Annotated in this window: 9 protein-coding genes and 2 pseudogenes; 6 read left to right on the top strand and 5 right to left on the bottom strand. The window is 40.2% G+C overall.

The features are described 5' to 3' along the window. The first annotated feature begins 292 nt into the window (after window positions 1-292). A complete protein-coding gene (locus tag NWP21_RS07175; protein ID WP_280792154.1) occupies window positions 293-904 on the top strand; it encodes a Uma2 family endonuclease in 612 nt (203 codons plus the stop codon). Window positions 905-944: 40 nt separating this feature from the next. After that, window positions 945-3,980, top strand: coding sequence for a DUF1156 domain-containing protein (locus NWP21_RS07170; RefSeq protein ID WP_280792153.1), 3,036 nt, complete (start codon window positions 945-947; stop codon window positions 3,978-3,980). 204 nt (window positions 3,981-4,184) lie between these two features. On the opposite strand, the gene NWP21_RS07165 is transcribed toward NWP21_RS07170, so the two are convergent. After that, complete coding sequence (locus NWP21_RS07165; protein WP_280792152.1) at window positions 4,185-5,669, bottom strand: AAA family ATPase; 1,485 nt, start codon at window positions 5,667-5,669, stop codon at window positions 4,185-4,187. A gap of 330 nt (window positions 5,670-5,999) precedes the next feature. Here NWP21_RS07165 and NWP21_RS07160 point away from each other — a divergent pair. After that, window positions 6,000-6,527 (top strand): annotated as a pseudogene (locus tag NWP21_RS07160) (ATP-binding protein); the annotation flags it as partial. 162 nt (window positions 6,528-6,689) lie between these two features. On the opposite strand, the pseudogene NWP21_RS07155 reads toward NWP21_RS07160, so the two are convergent. Beyond that, window positions 6,690-7,754 (bottom strand): annotated as a pseudogene (locus tag NWP21_RS07155) (transposase); the annotation flags it as partial. 458 nt (window positions 7,755-8,212) lie between these two features. On the opposite strand from NWP21_RS07155, the gene NWP21_RS07150 reads away from it, so the two are divergent. From NWP21_RS07150 to NWP21_RS07140, 3 genes are all read left to right on the top strand, one after another. Then, window positions 8,213-8,458, top strand: coding sequence for a hypothetical protein (locus NWP21_RS07150; RefSeq protein WP_280792151.1), 246 nt, complete (start codon window positions 8,213-8,215; stop codon window positions 8,456-8,458). After that, window positions 8,455-8,859 carry a PIN domain-containing protein gene (locus tag NWP21_RS07145; RefSeq protein WP_280792150.1) on the top strand — a complete coding sequence of 135 codons (405 nt, stop codon included), beginning with the start codon at window positions 8,455-8,457 and terminating at the stop codon, window positions 8,857-8,859. The genes NWP21_RS07150 and NWP21_RS07145 overlap by 4 nt, the downstream gene beginning before the upstream one ends. 157 nt (window positions 8,860-9,016) lie before the next feature. Beyond that, a complete protein-coding gene (locus NWP21_RS07140; protein ID WP_280792149.1) occupies window positions 9,017-11,869 on the top strand; it encodes a DUF499 domain-containing protein in 2,853 nt (950 codons plus the stop codon). 9 nt (window positions 11,870-11,878) lie between these two features. Here the strand turns inward: NWP21_RS07140 and NWP21_RS07135 are convergent, their stop codons facing one another. The 3 genes from NWP21_RS07135 to NWP21_RS07125 all read right to left on the bottom strand — a co-directional run. After that, entirely contained in the window at window positions 11,879-14,014 is a 2,136-nt protein-coding gene (locus NWP21_RS07135; protein ID WP_280792148.1) for an AAA family ATPase, read from the bottom strand. Between the two features lie 205 nt (window positions 14,015-14,219). Then, on the bottom strand, window positions 14,220-14,669 hold the full coding sequence (locus NWP21_RS07130) for a YbjN domain-containing protein (RefSeq protein WP_271761661.1): 450 nt from the start codon (window positions 14,667-14,669) through the stop codon (window positions 14,220-14,222). Window positions 14,670-14,854: 185 nt separating this feature from the next. Next, a partial coding sequence (locus NWP21_RS07125; protein ID WP_280792146.1) for a hypothetical protein occupies window positions 14,855-17,160 on the bottom strand: 2,306 nt, incomplete at its 5' end.

The raw sequence follows: 17,160 nt of genomic DNA, 5'->3' as shown, positions 1-17,160 counted from the left end.
ACCGTACTTGTTATGCTAATTTAACAACTGGTTCGAGGGAACAGGGAACAGGGAACAGGGAACAGAGATTAAGAAGGAATATTCAGGCATTTTCTTCAATAACCAACATTATTTCCCTTATACGGTAAGCTTTTTCGGATTCTATCAAAACAATTTAGCATATTAGGTACTGAAGAACCAGAAATAACAAATCGTATCAATTGTTTGATCCCACCCTAACCCTCACTTTGTCAAGGGGAGGGGACTGGATTTGATTGTTTTATGCTATACCTAATTTACCCTGAATAAATCAATGAAATTACAAACTACTACCCAGAACATTAAAATACTTAAAGCCTACTATACCCCAGAAGAATATTTAGAACTTGAAGCAAAGGCTGATGATAAAAATGAATTTCGAGATGGGGAAATTATAGCGATGACTGGGGGGACTACTAATCATAATAAATTGGCGTTAAATCTCGCCACTAGGTTAAATTTGGCTTTAGATGATTTGAACTATGAGGTTTATATTGGTGATGTGAAGTTGTGGATACCACAGTATAGACAGTTTACCTATCCTGATGTGATGGTTGTTGGGGGTGAACCTGTTTATTACAGCACAAATACGACAACGGTGACAAATCCTTTATTAATTGCTGAAGTTTTATCGAAATCTACCAAAGACTATGACCAGGGGGATAAGTTTCTCTATTATCGCTCAATTCCTGAGTTGAAAGAATATATTTTAATTGACCAGACTCAATATTATGTGATGCAGTATGTCAAAACTGGTGACCATCAATGGATCTTGACTGAGTATGTAACAGAAAATGCTCAGTTAAATCTGTCAACAGTTAAGTTACAATTGCCTTTGCAGCAATTATATAAAAAAGTTAATTTTACCGAAAATATAGATTTATAGTTGATTGCTGTGTGCTCACATCCTGGGGATTCTCTAAATAATGCCATACCCTAAACGCCTGATTGAGGTTGACCTACCTATTAAACGCATTTCCGCCCACGCTAGAAGGGAGAAATCAATCCGCCATGGACATATTTCTACCCTACATATTTGGTGGGCGCGCAAACCTTTAGGAGTGTGTCGGGCGGTGCTGTGTGCGGCGTTATGGCCTGACCCGGTTGATGTAAACTGTCCCCAGTCTTTTCGCGATTTGGCTACTGATTATATCACAGATTTTGCTAAAAGAGTAGATAAAGGTGGAGATTTAGCTAAATATTGTTCTACGGATATTTGGCATAAATGGCAGGTTTTAGCTAAACCAGACAGTCGGTTAGATGCTAATAACCCTCAACATTGGAATATATTAAGATATAGGTTACTTGATTTTATTGCAGACTTTGCTAACTGGGATAACTCTACCCAAGTTGATTATTTAGAAACTAGTCGTAAATTAACCCAAGCAGCACACGAGGCTTTAGGGGGGATACCAGGAACTAAACCCTTAGTGGTAGACCCTTTTGCTGGGGGTGGTTCCATACCTTTGGAAGCACTGCGGGTGGGTGCGGATGCTTTTGCATCTGATATTAACCCGGTGGCGGTGTTGTTAAATAAGGTGGTGTTGGAATATATCCCTAAGTATGGGCAAAAGTTAGCGGATCAGGTGCGCCATTGGGGACAGTGGGTAAAAGAGGAAGCAGAAAAAGAGTTAAGTCAATTTTATCCCCAAGATGCTGATGGTAGTAAACCCATTGCTTATTTATGGGCTAGGACTATTGTTTGTGAGGGTCCAGGATGTGGGGCGGAAGTTCCATTAAGAACATCTTTGTATTTGTGTAAAAAGAGTAACCGGAATATTGGTTTAAGGATCATTCCCCAACCGGAACAAAAGCGGGTAGATTTTGAAATTATCCACAAGGATAAAAATAAATGGGTAGTCGCTGATAACCCAGAAATAGAGGTTACCAAACCTAGTTTTGATGGGACGGTGAAAAGGGGATCGGTTACTTGTCCCTGTTGTGGTTATACTACCCCTGTCGCATCGGTGCGGAAACAGTTAAAAGTCCGTCAAGGTGGGGCGAATGATGCGCGGTTGTTTTGTGTGGTGACCACTAAGGAAGGTACTAAGGGGCGATTTTATCGGTTACCTAATGAGCAGGATTTAGAGGCTGTTGTAAAGGCTGGTATTGAGTTACAAAGGCGGGTGAAGGAGCATTCTGGGGATTTGAGTTTAATTCCTGATGAGCCTTTACCTGTAATGAGTGGGGTTTTTAATGCTCCTATTTATGGACATAATACCTGGGGAAGTTTATTTACATCTCGTCAGGCTTTAGCTTTAACTACACTGGTGAAGTTGGTTAAAGATGTGGGAGATAAGTTAGGAGATAGTCCTAGGGGTTTGGCTGAGGCTGTGCAAACTTGTTTAGCATTATCTTTAAATAAACAATGCGATTTAGGAAACTCCCTTGTTTCATGGAAACTAAACGCGGAATGTCCAGCCCATCTTTTTGCTAGACAAGCTATTCCAATGATATGGGATTTTGGCGAAGCTGTTATATTGTCAAGCTCTAGCGGTTCTTGGCAAAGTATGTACGAGCGTACAGTTTACTCAATTGAACAATATTATTACGATCAACCTAATTCTGGACAAACTCAACAAGCCAACGCAGCGAGTCACCCCCTACCAGATGATTTTGCTCAATGCCTATTTTCTGACCCTCCTTATTATAATGCCGTACCCTATGCCGACTTATCCGACTTCTTCTATGTTTGGCTAAGACGCACTTTAAGCAATATTTACCCCAGTTTATTTACTACTCCTACAACCCCCAAAGATAACGAAATCTGCGAAATGGCGGGATGGGATTCTGTTCGATATTCTCATAAACACGGAAAATGGTTTGAGCAGCAAATGCAAACAGCGATGGCGGAAGGAAACCGATTTTTAGCACCGGAAGGTATAGCTGTAATTGTCTTTGCTCACAAATCAACCGCTGGTTGGGAAGCCCAATTACAAGCAATGGTAGATGCAGGTTGGACTATGACCGGTTCCTGGCCTATAGATACGGAGATGGGTACAAGACTCCGCGCCCAAAACTCCGCCGCTCTCGCTTCCTCAGTCCATATAGTCTGTCGTCCTCGCACCTGTACAGAAATTGGCGACTGGCGAGATGTATTAGCAGAACTCCCCCAACGCATACATGACTGGATGGCGAGATTAGCAGCAGAAGGGGTAGTAGGTGCTGATGCTATCTTTGCGTGTCTAGGTCCAGCCTTAGAAATCTTCTCTCGCTACTCCGGGGTAGAAAAGGCTTCTGGCGAAATTGTCACCCTGAAGGAATATTTAGAATATGTGTGGGCTGCGGTATCAAGGGAAGCTCTAAGTATGATTTTCTCTAACACCGATACTACCAGCTTTGAAGAAGATGCGCGCCTGACAGCCATGTGGTTGTGGACTCTTTCGGCGGGTAAAGTTGATACCACAGAACCGGAGGAGGAGGAAGAAGAGGAAGAAACCAGCAGTAAAACCAGTAAAACCAGCGGTTATACCCTAGAGTATGACGCGGCGCGGAAAATAGCCCAAGGACTGGGGGTAAAGTTAGAACAATTAACCCGGTTAGTAGAGGTGAAAGGTAGCAGCGCCCGACTGTTACCAGTATCTGAACGTAGACAATATTTATTTGCTTCTGCGGATTCCCCAACCCCAACCACAGGTAAAGCTAAGGGGAAAAAGCAACAACCCGAACAACTGAACTTTTTACCCCAGATGGGGATGACAGAGGAAGATGGCGGGGAGGAAGTAGAGCAAATATTACCCCAGTTAGGGAATACTACTTTAGACCAAATTCACCAAACTATGATTTTATTTGCATCGGGACGCAGCCAAGCATTGAAGCGTTTTTTAGTTGATGAAGGTGTCGGGAGTGATTCCCGTTTTTGGGGACTTGCTCAGGCATTATCGGCATTATACCCCGTTAGTTCGGAGGAAAAACGCTGGGTAGATGGGGTATTAGCTAGAAAGAAGGGGTTAGGGTTTTAGAGTGAGTGTTAGAGGTTGTTTGAAAAGTATGAAACAGGTAATTTTTATCTTAGGGAACACGGAACAGGGAATGGGAAGGATTGGGGAACACACCGAAACAATAAAATCCAGTTCCCTCCCCTTACAAGGGAAGGTTTGGGGTGGGGTCAAGCAATAGTTGATACACTAGTCATGAATTTCCAAACATCCTCTTAGGGGATTCAGTTATTTTTTTTCACAAGCTTGTTTAAGTTGATCTACAAGATTAAATATCTCGGTTTCCGGTAAATTTTTAACATAGTCTCTAGAGACCTCAGCAACTAATGCTAATTCCTCAACAGAAAGTTTTTGTGCTAATTTTTCAAACCATTGATGGTGGTCTATATCAACTAAGCAAGAAAACTGAAAATCATCCAAGTCTAGCTGATATTCTTTTTGAATATAAGTTTTAACCGCCTGATTATTAAATAGTTCTTTCTCAGGAGCTAATTTTCCTGGAAGAGTGAAAATATTCTGTTTTGGGATAGCTTGTTGATCCGCATCCAAGACACCAGCTACTTTAATTTTAGTATCGTTTAAAGCTATAACTGTATTTTTTACTGTGTTACAGTCTCCTGCGGGGTATATTCCAACCGTACTTAAAAAGTTAGGCTCCACACGCCGAATAATTTCAGTAAGAATAACTTTAGCTATAGATTTAGTTTTTTCATCTTCTACGAAAATTACTAAAGGTTTTGAATATCCATCTGACATGAGACTATGAGCTTGAGAAGCGGGTAATCCGTCTATACATCTAATTCCACTCTTAGTTTTTTCAAGATACTTTATTGATTGCGATGGAAGCGCATTTAGCAATGATTCACTATGGGTTGTTAAAAAAATCTGATGTCCTTTTCTAAGACTAACATCCACGAAATAGCACCCCAATTGATATTGGGCGTTAGGATGAAGCGATATCTCCGGCTCTTCAATTAAAATCAAGCTTTTGTTAGGTAAAGATTCTATAACTTGGATTAAATATTGAATACGAGCTTCACCATAACCCATGTGTGGCTCGGAATAATTTACTTGATTATGTTGAACGGAGTTAATTTGATTCTTTCTTTTCCTAAACTGGAATGTATGAGTTTCAATTTTATCATAATTTCTGCCCAAAATTTTACAAGTCCATTCCTTTATGTGCTGCTCAACAGCAATTGAATTCACTAATACTACTTCTTTTGGATTTCTATTAATAAAATCAGATTTTTCAACTTTGGGAAGATATGAACTGACTCCTATATACAATACTTTCCTTTTTAATCTTTTATTATATCCTAGCCATCTCCCTTCCGACTGTCGTGAAATAGTTAATTGCTTAAGTCTTTGGTTTTCTTGAAAGTAATTATATTCTACTTTTGCATTGTGAGTAAATGGATTTGGGTCAAATTTATGACTCTTAATAAAACCGCTAATATAATTAGTATCTTGCGGAGATTGACCATGGTATGCACAGGAAGCTAACTGTATTAAAGTAGATTTTCCTACTCCATTTAATCCACAAAAGGCTGTAATAGCACTCTCAATCTCTATAACAGTATTTGTATGACAACGAAATCCTTGAACGTGTATCTTAACTAAAACATTACCAAAGTTATTATAACGATTTGCTTCTTGAAATTTCGATTTCAAATCGTTACATTTGGCTATATTATTTTTTGGTTTACTCATTATTTCCTCCTAAAATTTTTTCTGCTCCAACGTGATATAGCAATCCTACCCAAATTCTGAGAAAATACGTAGATAAAAATGCTTGTTTTATAAGCATTTGCGGCTTGTTGAACTCTCACGCATCATTTAGGATTGCTACTGAAGGGGATAGGACTTACGCAACTGGCACAGGCGATCACGAAGCGCTGTTTGCAGCAGCGCTTCGTAATCACTAAATAAAAGCACATGGATATTGTATCAGGACTTTACGCAAGATTAGACTAAAAACCTAGTTCTGATGTACAGGTGATTCATGAATTGCCCCTACTTTCGTTCTGTTTTGTGTAATATAACCCCATTTATCAAGAGGTCATCCCCAAGGTGTTATCCCAGGGAACTCAAGATAGTTTACCGATGATTCAACCCACCTGGTTAACATCTACTGGCAAACTGGATGCAATAGCATTGTTAAATTCATTCTTAGACTTTTGGCGACAACATGGGGAGCCATTATTTAAAAGTACTCCCTACCCAGAAATAGCCCCCCACTTAGTATTAATGGCATTTTTACACCGCGTCGTTAATGGTGGTGGTAGCTCAGAGCGCGAATACGCCATAGGCTCCGGGAGGATGGATATATGTCTGCGTTATGGGGATGTGGTCTTAGGGATGGAATTAAAGGTATGGAAACAGGGTAAACCCGACCCCTTATCCCAAGGATTGATACAACTAGATAAATATTTATCAGGACTCAATCTAGATACAGGATGGTTAGTAATATTTGACCGTCGCCCCGACTTACCCCCCATCAGCGATCGCACTACCACGGAAATAGCCCAGAGTCCCCAGGGAAGAAATATCACAGTCATTCGGGGGTAGGTTTGGGGTTGTTGAGTGTTGAGTGTTGAGTGTTGACTGTTGACTGTACCAAGGGGCGATCGCTCTTGTATTTTTCCCTTCGACTACGCTCAGGGAACGTATAAGGTTTACTTATATCTTGCACCAGGAAATATGAATGTTAATTCCTTGACTAAGTAGGAAAGAACGCATTCGTTCAAGAGTAAGTAAAATCGAAAACATCAGGAATTGTGGCAAGCAAGCTTCAACAGCCATTTGTGCCGCTTGTCCCCAATCAGGTAAATCATCAGTAGGAATAGACAAGTAAGCCCAATGGGCTAAAATGTATGCAATCAGAGATAAAACCAGCCAACGATAAACACCCAAAAGAGTTCCTTGCCCAAAACGATGTAGCCCGAAACGATGTTTAGCTGTCTTAAACCACCCCTCAATCTGCCATCTATGCTTACCCCACCAGTTAATGGTGCTAGCCTTGAGAGGCTTAGTAGAGAGAATAAAGCGTTTTTCAAGCCTGCCATTATCGCGTTTGAGGTAATACCAAGAAACAGAGACAGGAAACTTTAAACCCACCAACCAGACTTGTTGACCACGTTTGTGTAATAGCCTTAAACGCCGTCCATCCACCAACTTACGTCCAGAGGACAAGCCAGTAATAGCGTGATATTTGAGTTGACGCATTGCGTGTAGGAACTCAACACTGCCAAAGGCTGTATCTGCCAAAATTATGACGCGAAAGTGTTGAACCAAGGATTTAGGCAAGGTTTTGACTAGTTTGATTCCTAAACGTGCGGGTGAAGCAGTACCTTTACCTCTCCAGACTCGGAAATTCCAGGGGACACGCCACTTTCCTACCACGAGGTACATCACCACCAGATGTAATCCCCGCTTGCCGTTATACACTTTGATGAGATGCCCAAAAGACTTGAATTTTCCGCATTTCTCCAATGTTGTCAGGTCAATGATGACCTGTAGAAATGGTCTTTTACCTTTGGGACACTCACTTAGCATCTGCTGGAGTATCTGTTCACGAGTCTTACGAATACATGAGCGAGTTGACCATGTGTAGACATTGAGAAACCGACTTAAGGCACTGGCTGATTTGTTCTGACTGTGTTCGGGTAGTGGTTTGCCACTAGCTTCCAAGAATAGTCCTAACATCGCTTCTAAGTTTTGACGCTGATACAGCGATGGCATCAACGACATCAGGGTATAAACTAGTTGTTGGGCGTGGGCAAGAATGTTCTCCATTGTTCTTGCTGTTTACATGGATTACACGCCCTTTTTCTCATGTTTTCGCTCCGAAAAGCAAATCCAGGCACTTCTGCTATTTAACAATCGCTTGTTCTGCCTTTACTTTCTGTATCATCAACATCTATTATGTTATTACAATTACATATTAAACCGTAAGCCTATTCTTGCATTTGCTGTTATATTCCTTACGCCTCTATTTTTATTTTCTGGGTTTATTCTGTTGGTGCAAGATGTCAGTTTAGGGGAGGAGATCTGATTTGATTTTTTCCCCCCTTATCAGGGGGACTAAGGGGGGTAAAATGCCAGGGTAAGTTATGATTAGTGTATCAAATATTGTTTGACCCCACCCTCACCCTTTCCTTGTAAAAGGAGGGAACTGGATTTGATAGAGCAAATCAATTCTCAAACACCCACAAGCTCTTAAACTGTAAATGTCAAGTAAATATGGAGTAGTTATGACTACAAAAATACTACTGGATAAGTGGCAAGCATTAAATACGGATGAACAAGAAAAAGTTTTAGCATTTATTGATTCTCTGCAACTGAAAAGAACGACCCAAAAATCCGGTTCTAAATTGGGTCAAAAATTACGAAAAATTCGCCAAGAAATTATTGATTCTGGTATACCCCTATTAACAGCAGAGGAAGCAGATCAGGAAAAAGCAGAACGTCGCGGTGGGTATGGAGAAAATCTGATATGATTCGTACTTTTATTGATGCGGGTGTTTTAATTTATGCTGCTCGTTCTCAAGGGGAAATTGCGGAAAAAGCCTTACAATTTCTGGAAGATGAAAACCGGGAATTTGTTTCTAGTATTTTTCTCAAATTAGAAGTATTACCGAAATCAATTTACAATCAACAAACAAGCGAAATAAAGTTTTATGAAGGTTTTTTTGAGGAAGTCTCTTATTGGGCAACAGATATAAATAAAATTATTACTATTGCTTATGAACAATCAAGTAAATTTGGAGTAGGCGCAATGGACGCTTTACATATTGCTGCAGCTTTATCTGTAGAAGCAACGGAATTTATTACTAATGAAAAGCCAGAAAGATCCATTCATCGCACCCCTAGCATTAAAATGATTTCTATTCATTATTAATAAAATTGAGCATTTTCATTTGATAGGATATGGGCAAGATTAAAGCCAAAGATTTGATGACAATATGTTTGACCCCACCCTAACCCTCCCCTCAAGATGGGAGGGAACTGGATTTGATTGTTCCCCCTGAAAAACTTATAAAACAACTTCTAAAATTATGGCAAATATTAAACCTTGGTATAAAATCGATGGACTGACACCCCGGGAAGACCTACGGGATGGTAAACCTTTAGATGCGGCGGAATTTGCCGTACATTTAGACCAGGTGAGGAATAAAACAGCACCTGATGATTATCAACAACCAGCCAGATTCTTTGACCGTACCTATTTAACTAAATATTTAACTGAATTTGCAGCGCAAGTTGTGCGGCGTTTATCTGGGGAAAAAACCCAAACTTCTGCTGTTTTCAACCTTTCAACCCAATTCGGTGGCGGTAAAACCCACGCCCTCACTTTATTATATCACCTGGGCCTGGGTGGGGCTGATGCGCAACATTGGACGGGGGTAAAAAAGATATTACAAGCAGCGGGTGTACCCTCCGTTCCCCCAGCAGCAGTAGCTGTATTTGTGGGGACTGAATTTGATTCTATTAATGGACGTGGTGGACAGGATGGTACACCATTACGCAAAACACCATGGGGAGAAATCGCCTATCAGTTAGGTGGTGAGGCTGCACTAGCTATATTAGCAGAACACGAAAGGGAATTTATCGAACCCAAGGGAGATGTGATTAAGCAATTTCTGCCTAAAGATCAACCTTGTTTGATTTTAATGGATGAAATTCTTAACTATGTTAGTACCTACCGCCGTAAGGGTTATCATAACAGCTTATATAATTTTATTCAAGCATTGTCGGAAACTGCCAGAAGTTTAGATAATGTGGTCTTAGTGGTTTCTATTCCCGCTTCGGAAATGGAATACACCACGGAGGATGAGGGCGACCAACAAAGATTTAAGAAAATGCTGGATAGGGTGGGTAAACCTATCATGATGTCAGCAGCTGGGGAAACCTCGGAAATTATTAGAAGAAGATTGTTTGAGTGGGATGCTGGGGTTGTAAATACGGATGGTAGAGTTATCTTACCCAAGGATGCGGTGAATACTTGTAATGAATATGCTGATTGGGTATTAGACCACCGTCAACAATTACCTAACTGGTTTCCCGTAGATGCTCCGCGAGAGGCTTTTTATGCTACCTATCCTTTTCACCCTTGTGTATTGTCAGTATTTGAGCGTAAATGGCAAGTTTTACCCCGGTTCCAACGCACTAGGGGAATTTTAAGACTGTTAGCTTTGTGGGTATCTCATGCTTATCAAAAAGGATATCAAGGCGCACACCGTGACGCGTTAATTAGTTTAGGTACTGCTCCCCTGGATGACCTAAATTTCCGTACAGCACTGTTGGAACAATTGGGGGAAAGTAGATTAGAAGGTGTTGTGACTACGGATATTTGCGGGAGAAAGGATTCCCATGGGGTGCGCTTGGATGCAGAAGCTGATCAGCAAATTAAAAAAGCACGACTACACCAGAAGGTAACAACGACGATATTTTTTGAGTCTAATGGTGGGATTGTACGCAGTGAGTCTACTATACCAGAAATTCGGTTAGCTGTGGCAGAACCATCTTTAGATATTGGTAATGTAGAAACTGTGCTGGAAACTCTGGCGACCAGTTGTTATTATCTGTCAATAGAAAAAAATAGGTACTCTTTTAGTCTCTCACCTAATTTAAATAAAATTCTCGCCGACCGTCGCGCTAATATTCAAACTTCCCGAATTACTGAGAGGGTAAAAGCAGAAATTAAAAAGGTGTTTACCCCGGAATTGGGTATAGAGTTAGTGCAGTTTCCCGAAAGTTCCGCCGCGATCGCCAATAGTCCTATTCTACGTTTAGTTATATTAGCACCAGAATATTTTCGGCAAAATAGCCAAACCATGGAAATGGTGGAATCCATGACTAAGGAATGTGGGACATCCCATAGAACCTTTAAGAGTGGGATCATTTGGGCGATCGCGGATAGTGATGGGAAAATGGGAGAAGAGGCCAGAAAGATTCTCGCTTGGGAGGATATACGGGAGGAGGAGACACAATTAGATGAAAATCAAACCCGTCAGTTACAAGAAAATCTCAAAAGATGTGAGGTGAATTTAAAAGAGTGTGTGTGGAATGCTTATAAGCACGTGGCTTTTTTAGATAAAAATAACGAAATCAAGTGCAATGATTTGGGACAGTTTAACTCTAGTCAAGGGGATAAACTAGTTAAGTTAATTATTAATAAGTTGCGTCAAAGTGACCATGTGACTGATAGTATCACCCCCCGCTTTTTAGTCAAAAATTGGCCTCCAGCTTTCACAGAATGGAGTACGAAAGCTGTCCGGGATGCTTTTTTTGCCTCCCCACTATTTCCCCGACTGTTAAATAGTGATGCTGTCAAAGATGCGATCGCCCGTGGGGTTAAAAATGGGACTTTAGCCTATGTGGGTAAAACCAGTAATGGGATTTACGACCCTTTCCACTATCAAACCAGCTTGAACCCTAGGGATGTGGAAATTTCCGAGGATATGTTTATTATTACCCAAGAAACAGCCCAAGGTTATCAAGCAGCTTTAGCTGTGGCTGAAAACCCATCAACACCAACCCCGGAAGCCAATACGGATACCCCTGTTAATACGACCAGTCTCACCAACACTGTGGCGGAGGCTCCCATACCATATGTAAGCAATCATACAAATTTACCCACGGATGAACCAGAAACAGTAGCCCCTGCACCAGTTGTATTACCAAGATTATTAAAGTGGAGTGGTGAAGTCCCCAACGGGAAATATATGAGTTTTTATACTAAAGCAATTAGTAAATTTGCTGCTGATCCTAATTTGAAGTTGAGACTAAAAATAGAGTTTGTAGTCGAGGGAGAATTGACACCGGAAAAAATCCAAGAAACCCAAGTTGCACTAGCTGAGTTAGGTTTAGATCAACATATTGAAACTGATATGACTATGGGAGGGTGAACCGCTGTTTTACAAACCTTTGAGAATTTTACCCATTTTTTGATACTCACGACGGACTGCTTGGATTAAATGAGACATTTTAATTTCTTGGCTATCATCTGCGGCCAGAAATGCAGCAGCTAAAGCAATATTACGAATATTAGCCCCTGTGAGTTCAAAATTACGGGCGAGAAAATTTAAATCTAAATCATGACTACAGGGTAAGTTGGGGGGAAATATTTTTTCCCAAATCTGGTATCGTTGCTTTTCATTGGGAAAGGGGAAATCAATAATAAATCGCAGTCGTCGTACAAAAGCATCATCCATATTCATGCGCAGATTGGTTGTGAGAATGGTTATCCCCTCGTACTCTTCCATTTTCTGCAATAAATAACTGATTTCTAGGTTAGCATAACGATCATGGGCATCTTTGACTTCACTGCGTTTACCAAAGAGGGCATCTGCTTCATCAAATAAAAGAATAGCATTGGCATGGGTAGCAGCAGTAAAAATGTGATTGAGGTTCTTTTCTGTTTCCCCAATATATTTACTCACAATTTGGGACAGGTCAATTTTATATAAATCAAGTTGTAATTCTTGGGCGATGATTTCCGCAGCCATGGTTTTACCTGTTCCTGGGGTTCCAGAAAACATGACATTTAACCCCCTACCCTGGGATAATTTACTGGCAAAACCCCACTTTTCCCACACTAAATGCTGATGCTTGACTTGATTACAAATTTCTCTTAATAAATTCTTTTCATTATCTGGTAATACAATATCCTCCCAAGTATACTTGGGTTGAATGTGACGAGCTAGACTGCCTAAATCTTGCCCTGATAAGCTTCTGACTGCAGTAAATAAATCACTTAATGTGATGGGTTGTTGTTGACTAGATTTTCTGTCACCAAACCCTGATAGTGTAGTTTTCCAGGTGACTTGATGAATTGCGGTGGCCACAGCATTGGCTATCTGTTCACAGGTGAGACGAAAGCGATCGCTTAAGCTATCCAATTCTAGCTCATCCAGGGTAATAGCTGCGGCTTGTAAGTAATTTTGCCAATAAAAACGACGCTGTTCAAAATTGGGGATGACAAAGGGAATGGTAATTACTGTTATGGCTGTATTTGCAGTATTTACCCCCGGTTTAATACCCCCAAGGATAGTAACTAGAGGATATGCTGTTAACTGCTGGATGAAGGTGTGATATAAAAGAGCATTTTCTTTAGTTTGCAAAACATCTAAATCTTCTATATACAGCAGAGCATTTTTAAACCAAGCTTCCCGGAATAATAATTTTATATTTGTTGCAAATTCCCCTTTGTTCTCCACAATCCGCCCCAATGCTGCGATTAATAAAGGTACTCCCAATGATTGGGCGATCGACTCAGCCGTGTGACGTTTCCCAGATTTATCCTCACCTGGAAAATATAAATTGAGGGGTTTACCTGCTTGCCAATTAGCGGTGATGATAGAGAGTAGACCTTGCTTAAATTCTGGTTTTAAAGGTAAATCATCTAAATTAAATTTAGGGCTAATTAGTTGACAAAAGCCCACAAGTCTGCTGTCTATCCCCTGTTCTCCTAATAATATTTGCATAACTTGGGCATCGAGTTTAAGATTATGGGCTAGTAGGGGAGGATCTGTGTGATGAGATTCCGGGTAAAGGTGCAGTAAACCATGAGTAATTAGGGGCGCACTAGCACTAAAATGAACCCGGCGGGATAATTTCTCTATGGCTGAACTACACAGTAAATTCAGGGCTAAATCTACCGTGGGGCGTTTACAGCGGATATCATCTTGGAGATAGGCGTAAAGTCTTTCATAGCGGCGGTCTAGTTCTGGAGCCAGTGCGATCGCGATAATATTGATATCAAAATCTGATAAATTAAAATTATCCTGTAGCCAGGCTAGGGGCGAATCTGTTTGAACAACATCTGCGGGAAATTTATCAAAATTTTCTGTATATAATAAAGGGCTTCCTGTCTCTCTTTCAAGTAACTGTTTTACTTCTTCTTCATTAATTTGTATTCCCCGGTAAGCATTATTGTTTACATCTATACCATAGGCATTTTGAGCAGCTGTAATTGCATTTTCTAATAGTTTATCTAACTGTTGCAATAAAAATAACAGTTGCTGTGTATAATTATTATCTCGATCAGGCATAAATGTTATGATTTTATTCTTCTGGTCATCAGGAGCATATTTGAGTAGACACAGCCCCTTTGATCTGAGTTAGGTACAAAAGGGCAGGCTTTTCTGCCCACCCCACAAGATTTATGATATCAAGGTGTGTTACTTTATTTACTTTACAATTGCGGTAAATATCCTCTTGTAGCCAAATAAAAATGCCACTAACAAAAGATTGTTTTTAGGTCTGAGATTCGATCTGGGCGATCGCTTGCTCTGGAGAAATATCGGTAAAAATCACTTGTAAAATTCCCGGCAAATAGCGATCCATGGTCATAATATTAATTAATAAACATTGCTCAATCATCAACTCTGCTTGTACCTCTCCAGCGAACTGTATACTTGTCTTAAAGCGAATTTCACCATCTTGTAAATCTAACTCAAAGTTGCCGATTCTCAGGCCAAAATTAGCTCTTGTCAAAAACTCCTGCATAACAGTGTACTTGTCCTCAGTGGGTTTATTACCACAGACAGAATACACAACAAATTGTTGATCTTCATCTATACATTTAACAATAACAGCCCAATTCGCAGTTTTACCATTGACATCAATCCGAAGGGTTGTTTTACCTAAATCATAAAACTGCCATCCATGTTTATTGAGAACAGACTCTGTGGATTGCAAAAGCATAATTAATTCACCAAATTAAACGATAGTAAAGGATTGTTTATTGCTTAGATTCTAGCTGAAATTTGTGAACTATTGTGTTTATTTACTTTGCGGTTTTTAATTTTCCGATTTTGCCAATTCACAACTTACTCCTCTTGATTTTTGAGTCAGGGTGATATTTTTGTAATTCTAACGCAGCAACTTGACTATACCTCCTGTTCAACTTGGGAAATCTCGTTTTCAATACCAGAAATTTCCTTTTCAATAGCTGCAATTTCATTCTCAATAGCCACAATATCTAACTCATTACTCTTAGCAATCAATTCTGTCTCAACAGACTTGAGTTTCTCCTGATTTAATTCCATTTCTTGGATCTTATCCACACCTTTACCCTGTTCTAGAGCTTGGAGGTTCTTAATTGCTTGTTCAACATTTTTCAAGACTTCTTGTGACTGATTTTTAGCTACTATTGCATGATTCAACCGCTCCAAATGCACATTACGCTTGTGAGATATCTTTTCCCAAAGAGCAGTCAACTGATGAATACGCTTGTTCAAGTCAGCGCCATCTTTGATTCCATACTTGACCAACACTGTGAGAAGTTTATTCTTGAATTTATCCGTCGCTCTATTCTTCAACTCCGTAGCTTTATCGGTAACAACTTCAATTTTATCCTTAGCTTTATCCTTCAAGACTTTGGCTTTATCGGTAACGACTTCCAGTTTATCAGTGGTTTTATCTTTCAACTCCTTGGCTTTATCGGTAACAACTTGCAGTTTATCAGTGGTTTTATCTTTCAACTCCTTGGCTTTAGCCTTAGCAGAAGACCATCGTTTACCTAGCCCCCCTGTTTTTTTATTCTCCGTTACTTCCGCATCAGATTCTGCTTCTTCCTCAAATGCTGCTTCATCTTCTAATACTTCTTCTTCTAATACTTCCTCCTCAGTCATAGCAATGCCAAATTTATTCATTAAGTTCTCATAGCGCGATAACTTCACCTTGAGTCTTTCTAACTGCTTCAGGCATTTTTCGCTCTTATTTTCCTCCTTATTAATTATCTGTTGTGTAACCTCAATTGCCTTCTTGTATTTAACTTCGATTTCCGCAATAATTTTTTGACGTTCTTCACCGCTACCTGGAATATTTTGTGCTGCATCTCGTAATAACTTTTGCGCTTCATCAACAGCAATAATTACAGCTTGAGGTCCGGTTTTATTCTTTTCAATCTCACCTTTCATCACACCGCCGATTTCCGGCTTACCGAGTTTTAAGTGACCATTGTCATCAATATCAATATTGCCGCCCAGAGCACCAGCGCCCAACTCCCATTTACCCAGAGTAATGCGGTATAGGTTTTTCTTGAAGAAGTAGAATGCTTGAACTTGAATACCAGCAGCAATCTCAGCTATAAATTTGGCGTTAGCAAAATATTTCGATTCCAATTGACTGGTATTAACTTTCTTCTTATCCTCATCGTAGGCAAATTTGCCAATAAATTTGAGACCTCCACTTGCGTAAGCACTACAGCTACCTTGTACGTATGCTTGTAGTGAAACAATGTAGGCACTTCCCACACCGACAGAGGCGGTTAAGCTAACTTTTAAAGAGCCTGTTATCTCTGGGTTAACATTAAAATCCCAATTTTTATCTATTCCAGTTTTACCTATGGTACCGCTTAACTTACCACTAATACCGCCTTGAATACCTAAATCAATACCAGCCTCCAAGCCGGGTACAATAGGATATTTAAATCCGATTTCTGGCCAAGCCATCAAACTACCAGGTAGTTCTACTCCTCCCTGGGCGGTGAGTTGGGCGCTGTCAACTTTGAATTTACTGGTTGAACCAGTTCGATCCAACTTGACTGCACCTGAACCTCCAGCCTTGAGGTATTCACCTAGCTTTAATTCCACACCGCCACTAGCAGTGGTACTATACCTTTGTTTTGCTCCTTCAATGGTGAGATTCGATTCCTTAATACTGACCATTCCACCCAGGGGAATATTTGGTATTTTGACAGAGATTTTATCCCAATCAATTCCTTCCTTACTGATCTGAGCCTTGGTAACATCAGCCGAAGTTTTCAGACTAGGAATGGTAATCTTAGCTGTATTAATAGTAATGAATGTGTCCGTGGAATTATAGTTAATGCCTTTGGCTTCAAAATTCAAGACATTTGCGATCGTTGCACCAATGGATACATTTTTACTTTCATAGCCCCATTTACTATCTTTGTAGGTAATCGCAACAGACCCGCCAGCAGACAGCTTAACATTTTCCGTCGAACCAACAGCAACCCCAAAATCTCCAGATAGTTTTGATTGATATTGGGCGGTTTTACCTTGGATAGTACCCTTAATATCTTTAATTGTGGCGATACCACCTAAATTAATATCGTTGGTGGTGACGGTGATAGTTTTCCAATCAATTCCTGTGCTGTTGATACAAGTCCCTTCTACCACACCCTTGGTATTGTTGAGTGATTCCATGGTGATGGTAGTTTTATCACTGG

The organism is Anabaenopsis sp. FSS-46 (assembly GCF_029891665.1).
GTDB classification, from domain to species: Bacteria; Cyanobacteriota; Cyanobacteriia; order Cyanobacteriales; family Nostocaceae; genus Anabaenopsis; species Anabaenopsis arnoldii.
Note: the sequence above shows the minus strand (reverse complement) of the source record. Positions and strands in the feature narration are given on the sequence as shown.